16 protein-coding genes are annotated in these 15,028 nt (G+C 69.8%); 5 read left to right on the top strand and 11 right to left on the bottom strand.

The features are described from left to right. Nucleotides 1-144 precede the first annotated feature (144 nt). A complete protein-coding gene (locus ABZX61_RS42550; RefSeq protein ID WP_355202828.1) occupies nucleotides 145-1,194 on the bottom strand; it encodes a putative RNA methyltransferase in 1,050 nt (349 codons plus the stop codon). A gap of 133 nt (nucleotides 1,195-1,327) precedes the next feature. Further along, complete coding sequence (rho, locus tag ABZX61_RS42545) at nucleotides 1,328-2,434, bottom strand: transcription termination factor Rho (RefSeq protein ID WP_350732633.1); 1,107 nt, start codon at nucleotides 2,432-2,434, stop codon at nucleotides 1,328-1,330. 410 nt (nucleotides 2,435-2,844) lie between these two features. Here rho and ABZX61_RS42540 point away from each other — a divergent pair, with 410 nt between their 5' ends. Genes ABZX61_RS42540 through ABZX61_RS42530 form a run of 3 tightly spaced genes read left to right on the top strand, consistent with a single transcriptional unit; the run spans nucleotide 2,845 to nucleotide 4,696 of the window. After that, nucleotides 2,845-2,997: a hypothetical protein gene (locus tag ABZX61_RS42540; protein WP_355202825.1), complete on the top strand. Its 153-nt coding sequence runs from the start codon at nucleotides 2,845-2,847 to the stop codon at nucleotides 2,995-2,997. A 30-nt stretch (nucleotides 2,998-3,027) separates the two neighbouring features. Then, the gene (locus ABZX61_RS42535) at nucleotides 3,028-3,747 is read left to right on the top strand and encodes an MBL fold metallo-hydrolase (protein WP_350732636.1); all 720 of its coding nucleotides are present in this window, start codon (nucleotides 3,028-3,030) and stop codon (nucleotides 3,745-3,747) included. Nucleotides 3,748-3,772: 25 nt separating this feature from the next. Next, a complete protein-coding gene (locus ABZX61_RS42530) occupies nucleotides 3,773-4,696 on the top strand; it encodes a hypothetical protein (protein ID WP_355202822.1) in 924 nt (307 codons plus the stop codon). Nucleotides 4,697-4,699: 3 nt separating this feature from the next. Here the strand turns inward: ABZX61_RS42530 and ABZX61_RS42525 are convergent, their stop codons facing one another. Further along, a complete protein-coding gene (locus ABZX61_RS42525) occupies nucleotides 4,700-6,601 on the bottom strand; it encodes a nitrate- and nitrite sensing domain-containing protein (protein ID WP_355202820.1) in 1,902 nt (633 codons plus the stop codon). Between the two features lie 62 nt (nucleotides 6,602-6,663). Between ABZX61_RS42525 and ABZX61_RS42520 the strand changes: the two genes are divergently transcribed. After that, nucleotides 6,664-7,077 (top strand): hypothetical protein, encoded by a 414-nt coding sequence (locus tag ABZX61_RS42520; protein ID WP_313044104.1) that lies wholly within the window; start codon nucleotides 6,664-6,666, stop codon nucleotides 7,075-7,077. Between the two features lies 1 nt (nucleotide 7,078). Here ABZX61_RS42520 and ABZX61_RS42515 read toward each other — a convergent pair whose 3' ends face one another. Continuing rightward, nucleotides 7,079-7,420: a hypothetical protein gene (locus tag ABZX61_RS42515; protein ID WP_355202818.1), complete on the bottom strand. Its 342-nt coding sequence runs from the start codon at nucleotides 7,418-7,420 to the stop codon at nucleotides 7,079-7,081. 89 nt (nucleotides 7,421-7,509) lie between these two features. Here ABZX61_RS42515 and ABZX61_RS42510 point away from each other — a divergent pair, with 89 nt between their 5' ends. Continuing rightward, nucleotides 7,510-8,037, top strand: coding sequence for a DUF6886 family protein (locus ABZX61_RS42510; RefSeq protein WP_355202816.1), 528 nt, complete (start codon nucleotides 7,510-7,512; stop codon nucleotides 8,035-8,037). On the opposite strand, the gene ABZX61_RS42505 is transcribed toward ABZX61_RS42510, so the two are convergent. From ABZX61_RS42505 to xylA, 7 genes are all read right to left on the bottom strand, one after another. Beyond that, the gene (locus ABZX61_RS42505) at nucleotides 8,012-8,974 is read right to left on the bottom strand and encodes a 2-dehydropantoate 2-reductase N-terminal domain-containing protein (protein ID WP_355202813.1); all 963 of its coding nucleotides are present in this window, start codon (nucleotides 8,972-8,974) and stop codon (nucleotides 8,012-8,014) included. The genes ABZX61_RS42510 and ABZX61_RS42505 overlap by 26 nt on opposite strands. A 12-nt stretch (nucleotides 8,975-8,986) precedes the next feature. Then, nucleotides 8,987-9,721 carry a glycosyltransferase family 2 protein gene (locus tag ABZX61_RS42500; protein ID WP_350732644.1) on the bottom strand — a complete coding sequence of 245 codons (735 nt, stop codon included), beginning with the start codon at nucleotides 9,719-9,721 and terminating at the stop codon, nucleotides 8,987-8,989. A gap of 62 nt (nucleotides 9,722-9,783) precedes the next feature. Further along, complete coding sequence (locus tag ABZX61_RS42495) at nucleotides 9,784-10,314, bottom strand: AAA family ATPase (RefSeq protein WP_355202810.1); 531 nt, start codon at nucleotides 10,312-10,314, stop codon at nucleotides 9,784-9,786. Continuing rightward, the gene (gene lysS / locus ABZX61_RS42490; protein ID WP_355202807.1) at nucleotides 10,311-11,912 is read right to left on the bottom strand and encodes a lysine--tRNA ligase; all 1,602 of its coding nucleotides are present in this window, start codon (nucleotides 11,910-11,912) and stop codon (nucleotides 10,311-10,313) included. The genes ABZX61_RS42495 and lysS overlap by 4 nt, the downstream gene beginning before the upstream one ends. Nucleotides 11,913-12,039: 127 nt before the next feature. Further along, a complete protein-coding gene (locus tag ABZX61_RS42485; protein ID WP_355202804.1) occupies nucleotides 12,040-13,140 on the bottom strand; it encodes a Gfo/Idh/MocA family oxidoreductase in 1,101 nt (366 codons plus the stop codon). Further along, nucleotides 13,137-13,880, bottom strand: coding sequence for a sugar phosphate isomerase/epimerase (locus tag ABZX61_RS42480; RefSeq protein WP_355202801.1), 744 nt, complete (start codon nucleotides 13,878-13,880; stop codon nucleotides 13,137-13,139). Before ABZX61_RS42480 ends, ABZX61_RS42485 begins: the two co-directional genes overlap by 4 nt. Further along, nucleotides 13,877-15,028, bottom strand: a complete 1,152-nt coding sequence (xylA, locus tag ABZX61_RS42475; RefSeq protein ID WP_355202799.1) for a xylose isomerase — start codon at nucleotides 15,026-15,028, stop codon at nucleotides 13,877-13,879. The genes ABZX61_RS42480 and xylA overlap by 4 nt, the downstream gene beginning before the upstream one ends.

Genomic DNA, 15,028 nt, shown 5'->3' with positions numbered 1-15,028 from the left:
CCGGTGCGCCCCCTCCCATTGATGTCCCGTGCCTCCGGGCGCGGGATGCCGTCCAGTATTGCGCGTGTTCCGGGGAAAAACTCAGGGAATGTGGGGGAATTTCGGACTAAATGCCCCATCAGTAACACCAGTCCCACATGCCCGTCAAGGAACGGGTCTTGATCGGGGTACGGGCTCGAAGATAGACAGGTGAAACGCTGCGTGCGTTACTACTTTTTGCTGGCTGTTCATGGCATTTCGGGAGATAAATCCCGCTATTCGCCTGTCGAGCTCGGCCGGGTCGGTATGCCACGCACTCGGGCCCATCCCGACCACCTGGGCGATGCCGCCATGCCCCAGCTCCATCTCGAACTCGACCGAACGTCGCTCCACCTCGGCGAAGCCCTCCAGGCTCCGCGCCAGCCTGCGCTCCTTCTCGTCGTCCACGGAGAGCAGCCCGAGCTCCTCGACCAGCGGGCTCAGATGCCGCGCCGCCGGGGTCACGACCACCGCGACGCCGCCGGGCCTCAGGATCCTCCCGAACTCGGGCCCGTTCCTGGGCGCGAACACGTCCATCACCACATCGGCCACCCCATCCCTGATGGGGAGCGGACGCCACACGTCGGCCACGAACGCCCCTGCCCTGGGATGCACCCGCGCCGCCCGGCGTACAGCGTGCTTCGACACATCGAACGCCATCCCGATGCCATCGTTCACCGCGTCCAACACGGCCGCCAGGTAGTGCCCGGTGCCCGCGCCTGCGTCGACGATCAACGGCGCGGCCCAGCCCTCCGCGCGACGATCACCGTCGATTTCCGGCTCGTACGCGGGATCCGTTGATCCAGCGCCGTAACCGGCCTCCACTCCCGCCCCACGGTACGCCCTCAGCCCCGTGCCGTCATTCGTTTCGGTGGAGTACTCACGTTTTGCTGGAACGTTCTTGCTGCACGCGTACTTTCGTACAGTTTCTGCTACTGCGTCGTGCAGTGGTGAGTAGTGGCCCGCGTCGAGAAATTGCGCCCGCGCGGCCACCATCTCGGGGCTGTCGGCCGTTCCCGGGGGTTTGTTGCCGACCAGGAGGCTTACGTAGCCCTGCTTGGCGATGTCGAAGGCGTGCCCTTGGGCGCACCGCAGCGCGCCGGCGTCGAGCCGGAGGGTGGCTCGGCAGACGGGGCACGCTAGGTATTCGACGATATCGGCCAGCATGCCGCCCATTCTCGTCCACCACCCCGGGACCCTTCCCACGGGGCGGGGCTTGGCTCCTGACGTGCGCATCACCACACCGCCGGTCTCCGCCCCCTGCTCGCCGACGCGGCGTGCTGAAGGGGTGCGGGCGTTGGGTGTGGGGTCAGGCGGCGGTGGTGGCTTCGAGGAGGAAGGCGGCGTTGGAGGGGGTGGCGCGGAGCTTGTCGACGAGGATCTCGAGCCCCTGCCGCTTCTCCAGGGAGGTGAGCATGCGCCGCAGCCGCCACACCACCTGCCGCTCCTCCGTGTGCAGCAGGATCTCCTCCCGCCGGGTCCCCGAGGCGTCCAGGTCCACGGCCGGGAAGAGCCGCCGCTCCGCGAGCTCGCGGACGAGGTGCAGCTCCATGTTCCCCGTCCCCTTGAACTCCTCGTACAGGTTGTTGTCCATCCGCGACCCCGTGTCCACCAGGGCGGTGGCGAGGATGGTGAGGGAGCCGCCGCCCTCGACGTTGCGGGCGGCGCCGAAGAAGCGCTTGGGCGGGTACAGGGCCCCGGCGTCGATGCCGCCGGTGAGGACCCGGCCGCCGCCGGGCGCCAGGTTGTTGTACGCCCGCCCCAGCCGCGTCAGCGAGTCGAGCAGCAGCACGACGTCCTGGCCGGACTCGACGAGCCGCTTGGCGCGTTCGATGGCCAGCTCGGCGACGGCGGTGTGGTCGCGGTCGGGGTGGTCGAAGGTGGAGTAGAAGATCTCGCCGGAGATCGTGGCGCGCATCTCGGTGACCTCCTCGGGCCGCTCGCCCACGAGGAGAACCATGAGGTGGACCTCGGGGTGGTTGCGGGTGATCCCGGCGGCCAGCGCCTGCAGGACCATGGTCTTGCCGGCCTTGGGCGGGGCGACGATGAGGCCGCGCTGCCCCTTGCCGATGGGCGCGAAGAGGTCGATGACGCGCGTGCTGAGCGACTCGGTCTCGATGCGGAGCCGCTCGGTCGGATGTACGGGTGTCAGCTCGGCGAACCCGGGCCGGTCGCGCCACTGCGCGGCGCCGTTGACCGAGGTGACGCCGACGAGTTTGTTGCCGGCGAACGACGCGACGACGTGGTCGCCGGGCCGCAGGTCGAACTGCCGTACCTTGTCGGGCGTGAGGCGCACGTCGCCGGGTCCGGGGAGGTGCCCGGCCCGGAGGAACGCGGATTTCTCGCGTACGTCCAGGAGGCCCTCGACCTGGCGGACGGGCACGTCCGCACGCTGCTCAGGAATGTGTACAGACATGGTGAAACCCCTTTGGGGGAATGCGCCGGACCAGCCCGAAAGCGGTCGGGCGCGGTGCGAAAAGAAAGGAAGCCGGGCCCCTCGAGAGAACCGGGGCGAGACTCAGATGAAGATCAGCGGAGCCGAAGCTCGACGCCTGGTGGCAAGATACCACACCACCTTGCCCAGTCAACGCCTAGCCCTCTTGGGCTATTCCCGGACCGTTCTCGGAGTTTCTCCCACGGACGCGGGCAGGGGGGCGTGACAATGTTCTTCTCGGCACCGTACTGCGAGGAAAATTACCGCAGCCGGTGTGCCGGAGGGCATAGGGCCCCCGTCGAAGCAGCGCCATCGTGTCAAGTGACATGCAGGACCCCTGCAACTCGGTGAGGGTTCCATAGAACCAACAGAAACTCCTTGGGGGAGCACCCATGAAGACCGTCAACCACTGCCCGCAGTGCCACCACGAGCTCGACGAGGGCCCGATCATGTACAGGTGCGCGCACTGCTGCCGCGCCGTCTACGCGGCCGACATCGAGAACGAGTTCGTTCCGCGCCGGCAGCAGGTAGCCGTAGCCGCTTAATCTGGGCGAGTGCCGCATACATCTATAACAGTGTCCGGCGTCGAGGTGACGCCGCTCTGCGACGCCGTAGGTCCCATGGGAGCGGCGATCCGCCGCCCGCTCGCCGAGATGTTCCCCGATTCCGGGCTCCAGGACGAGCCTTGGGTCCTGCACTTCCACTGCTACCTGATCCGCGACGCGGCCGGTCGGCTGACCCTCGTCGACACCGGCATCGGTGACGAAGACTCACCGGCCGCGAGCTGGGCCCCCGTTCCCGGCACCCTGGCCGGCGAGCTGGCCGCCGCGGGCGTCTCGCCCGCCGAGATCGGCACCGTCGTCCTGACGCACCTGCACAGCGACCACGCCAGCGGCGTGGTGACCGACGGCAGGCCCGCGTTCGAGAACGCCCGGTACGTCCTCCAGCAGGCCGAGGTGGACGCCGCGCAGGGCCTCGTGCTCGACCGGCTCCTCACCCCGATCAAGGGGCAGCTGCACGTCGTCGAGGGCCACGCCGAGGTCTCACCGGGCGTCCACGTGCATCACGCGCCCGGGCACACGCCGGGCCACCAGATCGCCAGGGTCGGCGACGTGGCCATGACCGGCGACCTCGTGCTCCACCCGGTGCAGCTCGACGACCCGGCCATCCGGTACGCCTACGACGACGATCAGGAGGCGGCCGCGCGCACGCGGGCGGAGGTGCTCGCGGCGCTCAGGGCCGAGCGCGCGATTCTCGCGACCGCTCACTTCGGCGAGCCGTTCCTGCGTTTGTGACGTTTCCCAGGCACGATGTGTAATCATGAAGATACGCATTGTGACTGGTGCCGCACTCGGCGCCGCTCTGGTCGTCCCGTCGGCGGCGTGGGCGGCGCCCACGCCTGATCTGTCCGGGGCCGCCGTCTACGCGGCGGCAGGCAACCAGCTCAGCCGATACACGGCCGCCGGCGAGTGGCACCAGCTCGCCAGCTTCGGAGCCACGCAGTTCGCCGCGTCGCCCGACGGCACGAAGGCCGCCTGGATCACGGAGAGCGGCAACCTCAACATCAGGCAGCGCGGCAAGACCAGCACGATCGTCAGCGGTCTCCAGGGCAGTACGCCGTGCCTCACCCCGGTCTGGTCCGCCGACTCGACCAAGGTGGCCTATCCGAGCGCGAACGGCACGATCAACGCCGTCCGGGCCGACGGCAGCAACGCCCCGCACAAGCTGGGCGTGTCCAAGGGCGTCTGCCACCTCGCCTGGGCGGGGAACGGGCGCTATCTCGCCGGCTACACCAGCACCGGCGACGCCCTCTACCGGCTCGACACCAAGACGGGCAAGACCGCCATGGTCAAGAACGTCAAGTCCATCAACCACGTGCAGAGCCTGTCGCCCGACGGCAGCAAGGCGGTCGTGGCGTTCCCGGAGGGCACGCAGGCGTCCGGCACCAGGACCTGGCCCACCACGTTCAAGCCGGTCATCGTCGAGGTCCCGACGGGCAAGAGGCTGAAGCTGCCGGCCAAGGGCAACGCGATCGGCGCGTACTACCTGCCGGACGGTCGTCTCGTGATGCGGATGGCCGCCGCGCCCGCGCAGCCGGGGCACGCGGGCGGCCACACGGCCGCCCACGCGGCCGGCCACGCCCACAACACGCTGGTCGTGTTCGACAGCGCGGGCAACGAGATCCAGCGGCTGGCCGAGCCTGCCAAGGCCAAGAACCAGGCGCTGCTCCAGGTCGTGTCGTAGGGGCTACCGCCCGCTCATGACCGGCTGATCGGCCAGGAGCGACAAGGGCAGGGAGGCCATCGCGGTCAGGCCGCCGTACGGGGAGGGCGCGAGAGTGACCTTGATGCCGTGTCTGGCCGCGAGCCTGCTCACCACGAACAGGCCGAGCCGGTCGCTCTGCGCCAGGTCGAACTCCGGCATCTTCGCCAGCCGCTCGTTGAGCTCGTCCAGCTCGGCCCTGACCAGGCCGAGACCGCGGTCCTCGACCTCGATCATCAGACCGTGCGGGGTGGTCGAGGTCCGCAGGTCCACCCTGGTCTGGGGCGGCGAGAAGAGGGTGGCGTTCTCGATCAGCTCGGCCATCAGGTGGGCCACGTCCGTGACCACCGCGCCGTGCAGCGCGACCGGCGGCGGCTGGAGGATCTCGACCCGCTCGTACTCCTCGACCTCCGCGACGGCCGCGCGCAGCACGTCGAGGATCGGCACCGGGTTGCGCCAGCCGCGCCCGGGCGCCTGGTCCGACAGGATGATGAGGCTCTCGGCGTGCCTGCGCATGCGCGTGGTGAGGTGGTCGAGCTTGAACAGGTCCGCCAGGGCCTCGGGCTCCTCCGTCGCCCGCTCCATGCTGTCGAGCTGGAGCAGCTGCCGGTGCAGCAGCGACTGGTTGCGCCTGGCCAGGTTCACGAAGACCTGGCTGACGCCGTGCCGGAGCCGGGCCTGGCTCACCGCGGCCGCGACGGCCGTGGACTGCACGTCGTTGAATGCCTGGACGATGTCGCGTACCTCGGAAGTGCGGGACTTGACCTCGATCGGGGCGACCTCGTCGGCGGTGGGCGGGGCGGTGTTCGTGCGCAGCCGCTTGACCAGGCCGGACAGCCGCACCTCGGCCAGCTCCGTGGCGGCGTCGCGGAGCCCGGCCAGCTCGCGCACCAGCCGCTTGCGGAAGCGCAGCGAGAGCATGATCGACGCGATGACGGCGATCAGGCCGAGACCGCCCGCGACCCCGATCTTGATCAGCATGCCGATGGCCGCCGGGGTCACCCGGCTCACGAGGCTCTTGACGGCCAGGGCCTGGTTGCGCTCGACCGCCGCCCACAGGTTCTGGCCGTCGACGGGCCAGGTGGCGGCCGTGACGGGCAGGCCGTTCGTGGCCGCCTGGCCCCGGATGGCGTCCTCGGCGTCCAGGAACTCCTTGTAGACCGGTGACTCGGCCAGCCGCGCGTACGGGCCGCGCAGGTCGCGGTCGAGGTGCGAGAGCGCCTGCGAGAACAGCAGCCGCCTGGTGGCCACCATCCCCGTGAACGCCTCGTGCTCCGCGGGCTCGACCCGGCCCCTGGCCAGCACGACCGCGACCACGGCCCGCTCCCTGGACAGCACGTCCTTGGCCTCGCCCAGCATGGTCACCGCCCTGGCCTGCTTGTAGAGGGCCATGTCGGGCACCAGCACCATGGCGTCGTACATGCGGAAGGACGCGTCCACGATCTGGCTGTAGCCGTCGATCACGTCGAGCGGCGCCACAGTCGTGCCGTCCACCTCGCGGCGGACCTCCGCGAGCTGGTCGAGCTTGGTGTTGAGCGTGACGAGCTGCGCGGTCATCTCCGGTGACAGGTCACGCTGGTTCTTGGCGAGCGTACGGAACGCGGTCACGGCCTGGTCCGTCTCGCCGCGCTGCTTGGCCATCTTGGCGGCGCCCTGCCCGCTGACCAGGAACTCCACGGAGACCAGCCGCTCGTCCTGCAACTCGATGTTGACGCGCTCGGACGGGTCGGCCAGGTTGGTCGCCAAGTCCTTGATCGACAGCAGGCGCATGCCATCGCCGCCGGTCAGGCCCGCGGCGAACGCCCACAGGCCCACGAGGGACAGCAGCGGGACGAACAGGAGGACGAGAAGTTTCACGGCGATGGGGCGGCCACGCGTGGGGGGCATGCGACCTCCGGGTGCAAGATGAGATCGCCTCGCAGAGTACACCCCCCTTTGGAAGGATTTCTGTGCGTCTTCCGCGTTCTTTCTCTGGCTGGACCATCGCGGTCTTCGGATTCCTCGCCTTCGCGCTCGGCCTGCTCGGGTTGGTCTCACCCGACTCGCTGCTGGCCATGCTGGGTTTCGAGGTGCTCGATGTCCGTCCCGCCGGTGACTACACGCTGGTCTATATGGCCGCCTCGTCGATGGCGGCGGTGAACATGGGCGTTTATTACGTTTTCGCGGCTTCTCACGACTACACGCCGTTTTTCCGGTGGACGGTGCCGTTCAGGCTCGTGACATTCGCGGTCTTCACCACGCTGGTGCTGACCGGGGCCGCGCCGGCCAAGTTCTTCGGCGTCGGGCTCTGGGAAGGGCTCGGCGCGCTCATCACGGGGTTCGCGCTCTGGCGCGAGGGCAAGCTGGTGCCCTCGCGCCAGTGACTCACGGCCTGGCCTCCTCCGAGTCGCGCGCGACCAGTCGGTCGCCCGGCTCGGGGGAGTGTCGCAGGCGCTTCTCCAGCTCGCGCTTCTCGTCCTCCAGCCGGGCCACCCGGTCGGAGGCCTCGGCCCTGGCGCCCTGCAACCGGCGGCGGCGCCTGGCGGACCTGCGCGAGCCCGAGCCGATCAGCCAGAGGCCCAGCGCCAGGACGGCCATGACCGCCGCCCCGGCGAGGAACATCTCCACCTGATTGGGCTCGAAGGTGTACCCGAACAGGATGTACCTGGCGCTCTCCTCGGTCAGGACGAGGGCCACGGCGCTGCCGGCGAGGAGAACCAAGAGCACTCCAAGCAGAATCATCCAACTCACCCCTTGTCGTAAGAGCCCGTTTCCACTGCCCTGTCGGGGATGAGGTATGCGCCAAGATTGCAATCATGAGACCCGAGCCGGGGCAGGTGCTCCACTTCTCCGAGGACCCGACGATCGAGCGTTTCGTCCCGCATGTGGCCCCGACCTCGATCTTGACGGAGTCGTACGTGTGGGCCGTCGATCGCGACCGCTGTCCCGACTACTGGTTCCCACGCGCCTGCCCGCGGGCCATGGCCTGGGTCGGGCCGCGCACCACCGAGGAGGACACGGCCCGGATCGTCGGCGCGGGGTGCGGCGATCGCGTGCACGCCATCGAGTACGGCTGGCTCCAGGCGCTCAAAGACGTCCGGCTGTACGCGTACCGGCTGCCGGCGGACGGCTTCGCGCCCATCGGCGACCCGCCGACCGCCGTGGTGTCCACGGTCGCCGTGACGCCGCTCGGCCCGCCGGAACGCGTGGGCGACCTGTTCGAGCTGCACGAGGAGGCGGGGATCCAGCTCAGGGTGCTGCCCAGCCTGTGGCCGTTCTGGGACGAGGTGATCGCCAGCACGCTGGAGTTCAGCGGGATCAGGCTGCGCAACGCCCGTCGATGAGGGCCTGCAGGGTCTCCAGCGGCATCGAGCCGGGCGGCCGCTTCTCCTGCGCGAACTTGTTGGCCTCGCGCCGCAGCACCTCGTTGACCGGGGTGGGTACGCCGTGCAGGCGGCCGAGCAGCACGATCTCGCCGTTGAGGTAGTCGGCCTCGATGGAGCCGCTGCTCCTGGCCAGGCTCTGCCACGACGACCCGCCGCCGCGGACGATGCCCTCGATGGGCCGGATGTCCACCTGGTGGCCGCGCAGGCTCGCCTCTTCCTCCGGCGTGGAGTACGTGATCCCGGCCCGGTCGAGCAAGGCTTTGGCCTCGGTCCTGGCCGCCTCGACGATCTTGTCCCTTCCGGGAACGTGGCCCACGAGCGCCTCCACGGCGTTGCCCAGGTTGCTGAGCAGCTTGCCGTGCTTCCAGCGCATGACGTCGGTCTGGGTCAGGCCCACCAGGCCGTGCTTGCCGAGGTCGCCGGCGATCCGCTCGGCGAGGTCATCCACACCCTGGGGATAACGTCCGACGTGGAGCAGGCCCGAGTACGGGTGTCCGTGGGCGGCGACGACGCCGGGCTCCAGATGCTGGGCCGGCAGCCACACGCAGACGCCGTAAACGCGGTCGAACCGCCGCAGGACCATGCGCTCGTTGGCGACGCCGTTCTGGGCGCAGGCCACGGGCAGGTCGGACGGCCAGTCGGCCAGCGCGGAGACGGTGTCCTGGGACTTGGTGGCCAGGATCAGCACGTCGTCGTCACGCGCGGGGACAGGGCCGTCGGCGACGGGGATGTCGAGGGTCTCGGTGGATTCGGGGGTGATCAGGCGCAGGCCGTCACGCTTGAGTGCCTCGTAGTGGGCGCCTCTCGCGACGAGGAGAACGTCGTGCCCGCCTTGGTGGAGGCGGGCACCGATGGTTCCGCCGACTGCTCCGGCCCCGATCACTATGTAGCGCATTGTCCAAGGATGTCACTTTGCGAGGGCGACCTGGGTCTGCGCCGGCACGCCGGCCCCCCGCGTACGCTCCCGCATGATCGTCTTGAGCACGCGCCAGCCGTCGCGCACCGCGTTCAGGTTGCTCACGCCGTGGATGCGGGAGCGCTCGTGGCTGGGGACCTCGTGGATGATGAGGCCGGCCTGGGCGGCGCGGACGTTCATCAGGGTCTCGATCTCGAAGCCGTCGCAGTCGAGCTCGAGGGAGTCGAGGTGACGGGCCCAGAAGGCGTTGTAGCCGTAGCAGAGGTCCGTGTAGCGGGTGCCGTAGAGCAGGTTGGTCATCCCGGTGAGGACCTTGTTGCCGAGCGAGCGGATCGGACTGAGGTCGTCCGAGCCGCCACCAGGGGCGTACCTGGAGCCCTTGGCGAAGTCGGCGCCGTTGATGAGAGTGGAGACGAAGGAGTGGATCTCCCGGCCGTCGGTCGAGCCGTCGGCGTCGATCATGACGATGATGTCGCCGCGGGCGGCCTGGAAGCCCTCGATGAGGGCGTTGCCCTTACCGCGCCGGCTCTGCACGACGACCCGGAGGTCGGGGCGCAGCCTGCGCGCTACGGCGATGGTGTCGTCGGTCGAGTTGCCGTCGACCAGGATCACCTCGTCGATCCAGTCGGGCAGCGTCGCGAAGACGTGGGGAAGGTTCTCGGCCTCGTTCATCGCGGGGACGATGACACTGACACTGACGCTGGCGGCGAAAGGCTGCTTGTTCATGGAATCAAGATGACTCGCCACACATGCAAGTCACTTGACACTGCCTTGCATTGGTCCGTCATTTATCGGACCAGCGCCTCCGCGGCCCTCTCGATGATCTCGTCGACGGTCTCCCCGGGGGTCTGGCGCGTGGTGTCCAACCATAGGCCAATGCGCGGGGTCTCGGTCCGCAGCGACTCGTCTAGCTGGGTAATCGTCCAGTCGGAGCCGTACCCGACCTTGGGGCGGGCACGTTCGCGGCGATCCACTTCATCCGGATCGGGTGCCAGGACGATTACATGAAGAGGACGAGTATGAATCAATTTCGTAAACCGTTCCAAGTCCGGGCCAAGAATAACGTCCTGGACTATTGGCGTGAATCCGGCATCGAAATACAGGTCCGCGGTGTTCGCCGCTATCCGGTGACGCAGGTGCAGCTGGCGGAGCGCCTCGCCGTCGAGGTCGGGGGTCATCTCGGCGCGGCCGCCCACGACCATGCGCCGGAACGTGTCGCCGCGCACGTGGGCGGAGCGCGGCAGGCGCTCCGCCAGCGCCTGCGCCACGGTGGACTTGCCGGCGGCCGAGACGCCGGTGATCAGGACGGCGCCGTTCACGTGCCGACGAGCTTCCGCACCCGGTCGGCGCCGATGGACAGCAGCAGCGTGGGCAGCCTGGGGCCGGTGTCGCGGCCGACCAGCAGCCTGTAGAGCAGGGCGAAGAAGGCCCGCTGCGCCGCCTTCAGCTCGGGTGTCGCCTTGGCGTCGGCCGGCAGGCCCGCCTGGAGCTTCGGCACGCCGTACACGAGCGTGGTGAGGCTGTCCAGCGACCAGTCGTCCAGGCCGTCGGACAGCAGCCGCAGCGACTCGCGCTCGGTCTGGCCGAGCGAGTCGAGCAGCTCCTCGTCCGGCTCCTCGCGCACGCGCGTGCGCTCGCCGGCGGGCACGTGGGCATCGACCCAGCGCTGTGCCCGGTCCAGGCGAGGGCGGGCCTCGTCGAGCGTCTCGATCGCGTCGAGGTCGCGCAGGATTCGCAGGGTCTGCTCGGCGTCGCCGGTCGTGACGTCCACGATGGAGGCCAGCGTCCGGTACGGGACCGGGTGCGGGGTGGCGGGCAGCGGGCCCGCGGCCGTGCCCACCGCCCTCCTGTACGCGGCCAGCTCGGCGGGCTGCCCCTGATCATCCGCGATCTTGCGGCCCAGGGCGTCCCACTCGTCGTAGAGCCGCTGGATCTCCTGGTCGAAGGCGATCTTGAAGGACTGGGCGGGCTTGCGGCGGGCGTACAGCCAGCGCAGCACCGGCGCCTCCATGATCTCCAGCGCGTCGGCGGGAGTCGGCACGTCGCCCTTGGAGCTGCTCATCTTGGCCATGCCGGTGATGCCGACGAACGCGTACATGGGGCCGATCGGCTGCCGGCCGCCGAACACCTCGCCCACGATCTGGTCGCCGACGATCCACGCCGAGCCGGGAGAGTGGTGATCGACCCCCGACGGCTCGAAGACCACGCCCTCGTAGGCCCAGCGCATCGGCCAGTCGACCTTCCAGACGAGCTTGCCGCGGTCGTGCTCGGCCAGGCGCACGGTCTCGCCGAAGCCGCACTCGCAGGTGTAGGCCAGCTCGGTGGTCGCGTCGTCGTACGCGGTGACCGTCGTCAGGTCGCGCTCGCACAGGTCGCAGTACGGCTTGTACGGGAAGTACTCCTCCACCTGCTTCGACCGGTAGCGGGAGAGCACGGCGTCGATCTTCGCGCGCTCGCGCACGGCCAGCAGGATCTGCTCGCGGTAGGCGCCGCGCGTGTACTGCTCGGTCTGGCTGATGCCGCGGTATTCGACGCCCAGCTCCTCCAGGGCCTGGATCATGGGCGCCTTGAAGTGCTCGGCCCAGTTGGCGTACGAGCTCCCGGGAGGGGCGGGCACCGAGGTCAGCGGCTTGCCGATGTGCTCGGCCCACGACGGGTCGACGCCCGCGGGCACCCTGCGGAAGCGGTCGTAGTCGTCCCAGGACAGCAGGTGCACGCACTCGACCCCGCGTCGCCGGATCTCGTCGGCGACCAGGTGGGGGGTCATGACCTCGCGCAGGTTGCCCAGATGGATGGGGCCCGACGGGCTCAGGCCTGAGGCGCAGACGATCGGTTTGCCGGGCGCGCGCCGCTCCGCCTCGGTGATGACCTCGTCCGCGAACCTGGAGACCCAGTCGGTCTCGGCACTTTCCGCCATCGCGCCATTCTTGCGGCTCCGCGTCACCCAAGCCAACGCGTTACCATCCAAACCCTCCGTGTCGCCAGTCCCGGACGGCCCGCGCCCCACCGCCGACGAGCGGCGGGGCGGCGGGTGGGCAGGGTCGCTAGAAGGTCGCCGCGTGCGGGTCCCAGTCGGCGGGGAGCGGGTCCGGAGCGGTCAAGGTGGAGTTGATGGGCAGGAACTCACCGCGCTCGCCCGACTCCGAGATGGCGCACATGAGCTCGAGCACGTGGTACGCCAGCTCCCCCGACGCCCGGTGCTCCGTGCCCGCCCGGAGCGACCTGGCCAGGTCGAGCACGCCGATGCCGCGCCCGGCCGTGGTGCCCGACACCGGCAGCTCGCGCCAGTCCGCGTCGCGCGGTCCCCGGGCCAGCAACGGGCCCTCGAAGGTGTTGGGGTCGGGGAGCGACAGCGCGCCCTCGGTGCCGATGATCTCGATCATCCGGCGGGGGACCGGCGAGTCGAAGCTGAACGTGGCCGTCGCCGTCGCCGTCCCCGGGAAGTCGAGCAGCGCGTTGACGTGCGTCGGGACGTCCACGGGGAAGACCAGGCCCTCCTTGGGCCCCGAGCCGACGACGCGGTGCGGCCGCGCCTTGCGGGTGTCGGCCGCCACCCGGGTGACGGGCCCGAGCAGCGACACCAGGGCCGTCAGGTAGTAGGGGCCGAGGTCGAAGAGCGGGCCGCCGCCCGGCTGGTAGAAGAACTCGGGGTTGGGGTGCCAGGACTCCGGCCCCAGGTTCTGGATGGCGGACGTGACGGCGACCGGCTCGCCGATGAGGCCGGAGCGCAGGGCGTGCAGGGCCGACTGGAGCCCGGCGCCCAGGAACGTGTCGGGGGCGCCGCCGACCCGCAGGCCCAGGTTGGCGGCCTCGGCCACGACCTTGGCGGCCTCGTCCACGCTCATGGCCAGCGGCTTCTCGCCGTACACGTGCTTGCCGGCGCGCAGCGACTCCAGCGCGACGGCCGCGTGCGCGGACGGGACGGTGAGGTTGACGACGATCTCGACCTCGGGCACCGCCAGGACGGTGGCGAGGGTGCCTGACACGGGGACGCCGTACTCGGCCGCGACCGCGGCGGCCCGCTCGGTGTCGATGTCCGCGAGGCCGAGCACACGGACGTCGGGGAATGAGGTGAGGTTTCGAAGGTATTGGCCACTGATGTTCCCGGCGCCGATGAGGGCGACGCCGATGGGGCCGTTGCTCAAGAGCTCTCCAGGGAGGTGAGGTAGGCGTGGCTGTCCGCGAGAGCGGCGAAGACGTCGGTCGCGCACTCGTCGAGCTCGACGATGCGCCAGGCGTCGGGTGCGGCGTCGAGGATCTCGGGCACCGCCATGACGCCGCGGCCCACCGCGGTGTGCGGCTCGCCCTTGACCACCGGGCCGTCCTTGACGTGCAGCGCCAGGACGCGCTCGGAGAGGCGGCCGAGCAGGGCCGGCACGTCCGCGCCGCCCACCGCCGCCCAGTAGGTGTCGATCTCCAGGAACACCTCGGGAGCGAGCAGGTCGGCCAGCACCTCGATGGCGTGCCGGCCGTCGATCTCGGGCTCGATCTCCCACCAGTGGTTGTGGTAGCCGATCCGCATCCCGTACCGGGCCGCCTGCTCGGCGAAGCCGTTCAGCAGATCGGCCGTGCGCGACAGGCCGTCGCGCGTGGTGAACTCCTCGTGCTCGATGCCGCCGGGGATGATCACCAGGTCGGTGCCGACCGTGGCGATGGCGTCGAAGACCTCCGACGGGTCCTTGCTGAGCAGCGCGTACGCGTGCGTGCTCGACACCGTCAGCCCCAGGTCGTCCACGACCTCGCGGAAGCCCTTGGGGTCCGTCGTGGGGTCGTAGGGCTCGACGGACCGGTAGCCGATCTCCGCGATCCGGCTCAGCACCGTGTCGCGGTCGGCCGCCAGCGCGTCCCTGACGGTGTAGAGCTGGACACTGATCGGTTTCGTCATCCGCGTACCCCCAGGAGGTGCTCGAGCGCGAGCTGGTTGAGCCGGGTGAAGTGGAAGCCGCGGGCGGCGGCCACTTCGGGGTCGAAGTCGTCCTTGGCCAGGTCTGCCCAGGTCTCGCCCGGCGCAAGCGTGGGCTGGGCGAGTTCGTCCACGCGGGAGGCGCTCAGGGCCTCCTGCACTTCGGGGTCGGCGCGGAAGGCCCGCGACTTCTCCTTGAGGATCAGGTAGGTGCGCATGTTCGCGGCCGCCGAGTCCCACACGTCCTGGGCGTCCTCGGTGCGCAGCGGCTTGTAGTCGAAGTGGCGGGGGCCGTCGTAGCCGCCGTTCTCCAGCAGGTCGACCAGGAAGAAGGCGCTCTTGAGGTCGCCGTGGCCGAAGATCAGGTCCTGGTCGTACTTGGGGCCGTGCTGGCCGTTGAGGTCGATGTGGAAGAGCTTGCCGTGCCACAGCGCCTGGGCGATGCCGTGCACGAAGTTGAGCCCGGCCATCTGCTCGTGGCCGACCTCGGGGTTGAGGCCCACCATCTCCGGGTGCTCCAGCTCGTTGATCAGCGCCAGGGCGTGGCCGATCGTGGGCAGGAGGATGTCGCCGCGGGGCTCGTTCGGCTTGGGCTCGAGGGCGAAGCGGAGGTCGTAGCCGCGCTCGCGTACGTACGAGCACAGCGTGTCCAGGCCCTCCTTGTAGCGGTCGAGCGCGGCCTTGACGTCCTTGGCCGAGTCCGATTCCGAGCCCTCGCGGCCGCCCCAGCACACGTACGTCTTGGCGCCGAGCGAGGCGGCCAGGTCGATGTTCCTGATCACCTTGCGCAGCGCGTACCGGCGGACGTCGCGGTCGTTGCTGGTGAACGCGCCGTCCTTGAAGACCGGGTGGGTGAAGAGGTTCGTGGTGGCCATCGGGACCTTCATGCCGGTCTCGTCCAGGGCCTTCCTGAACGCGGCGATGGCCTTGTCCCGGTCGGGCTCGACGGCGAGCAGGTCGTCGTCGTGGAACGTGACGCCGTACGCGCCGAGCTCCGAGAGCTTGTGGACGGACTCCACCGGGTCGAGCGGCGCCCGCGAGGCGTCGCCGAAGGGGTCGCGCGCCTGCCAGCCGACCGTCCAGAGGCCGAAGGTGAACTGGTCGGTCGGGGTTGGGATGAAATCGGTCAT

Source organism: Nonomuraea sp. NPDC003709 (assembly GCF_040610775.1).
GTDB lineage: Bacteria > Actinomycetota > Actinomycetes > Streptosporangiales > Streptosporangiaceae > Nonomuraea > Nonomuraea angiospora_A.
This window is presented reverse-complemented; position numbering and strand designations above follow the sequence as displayed.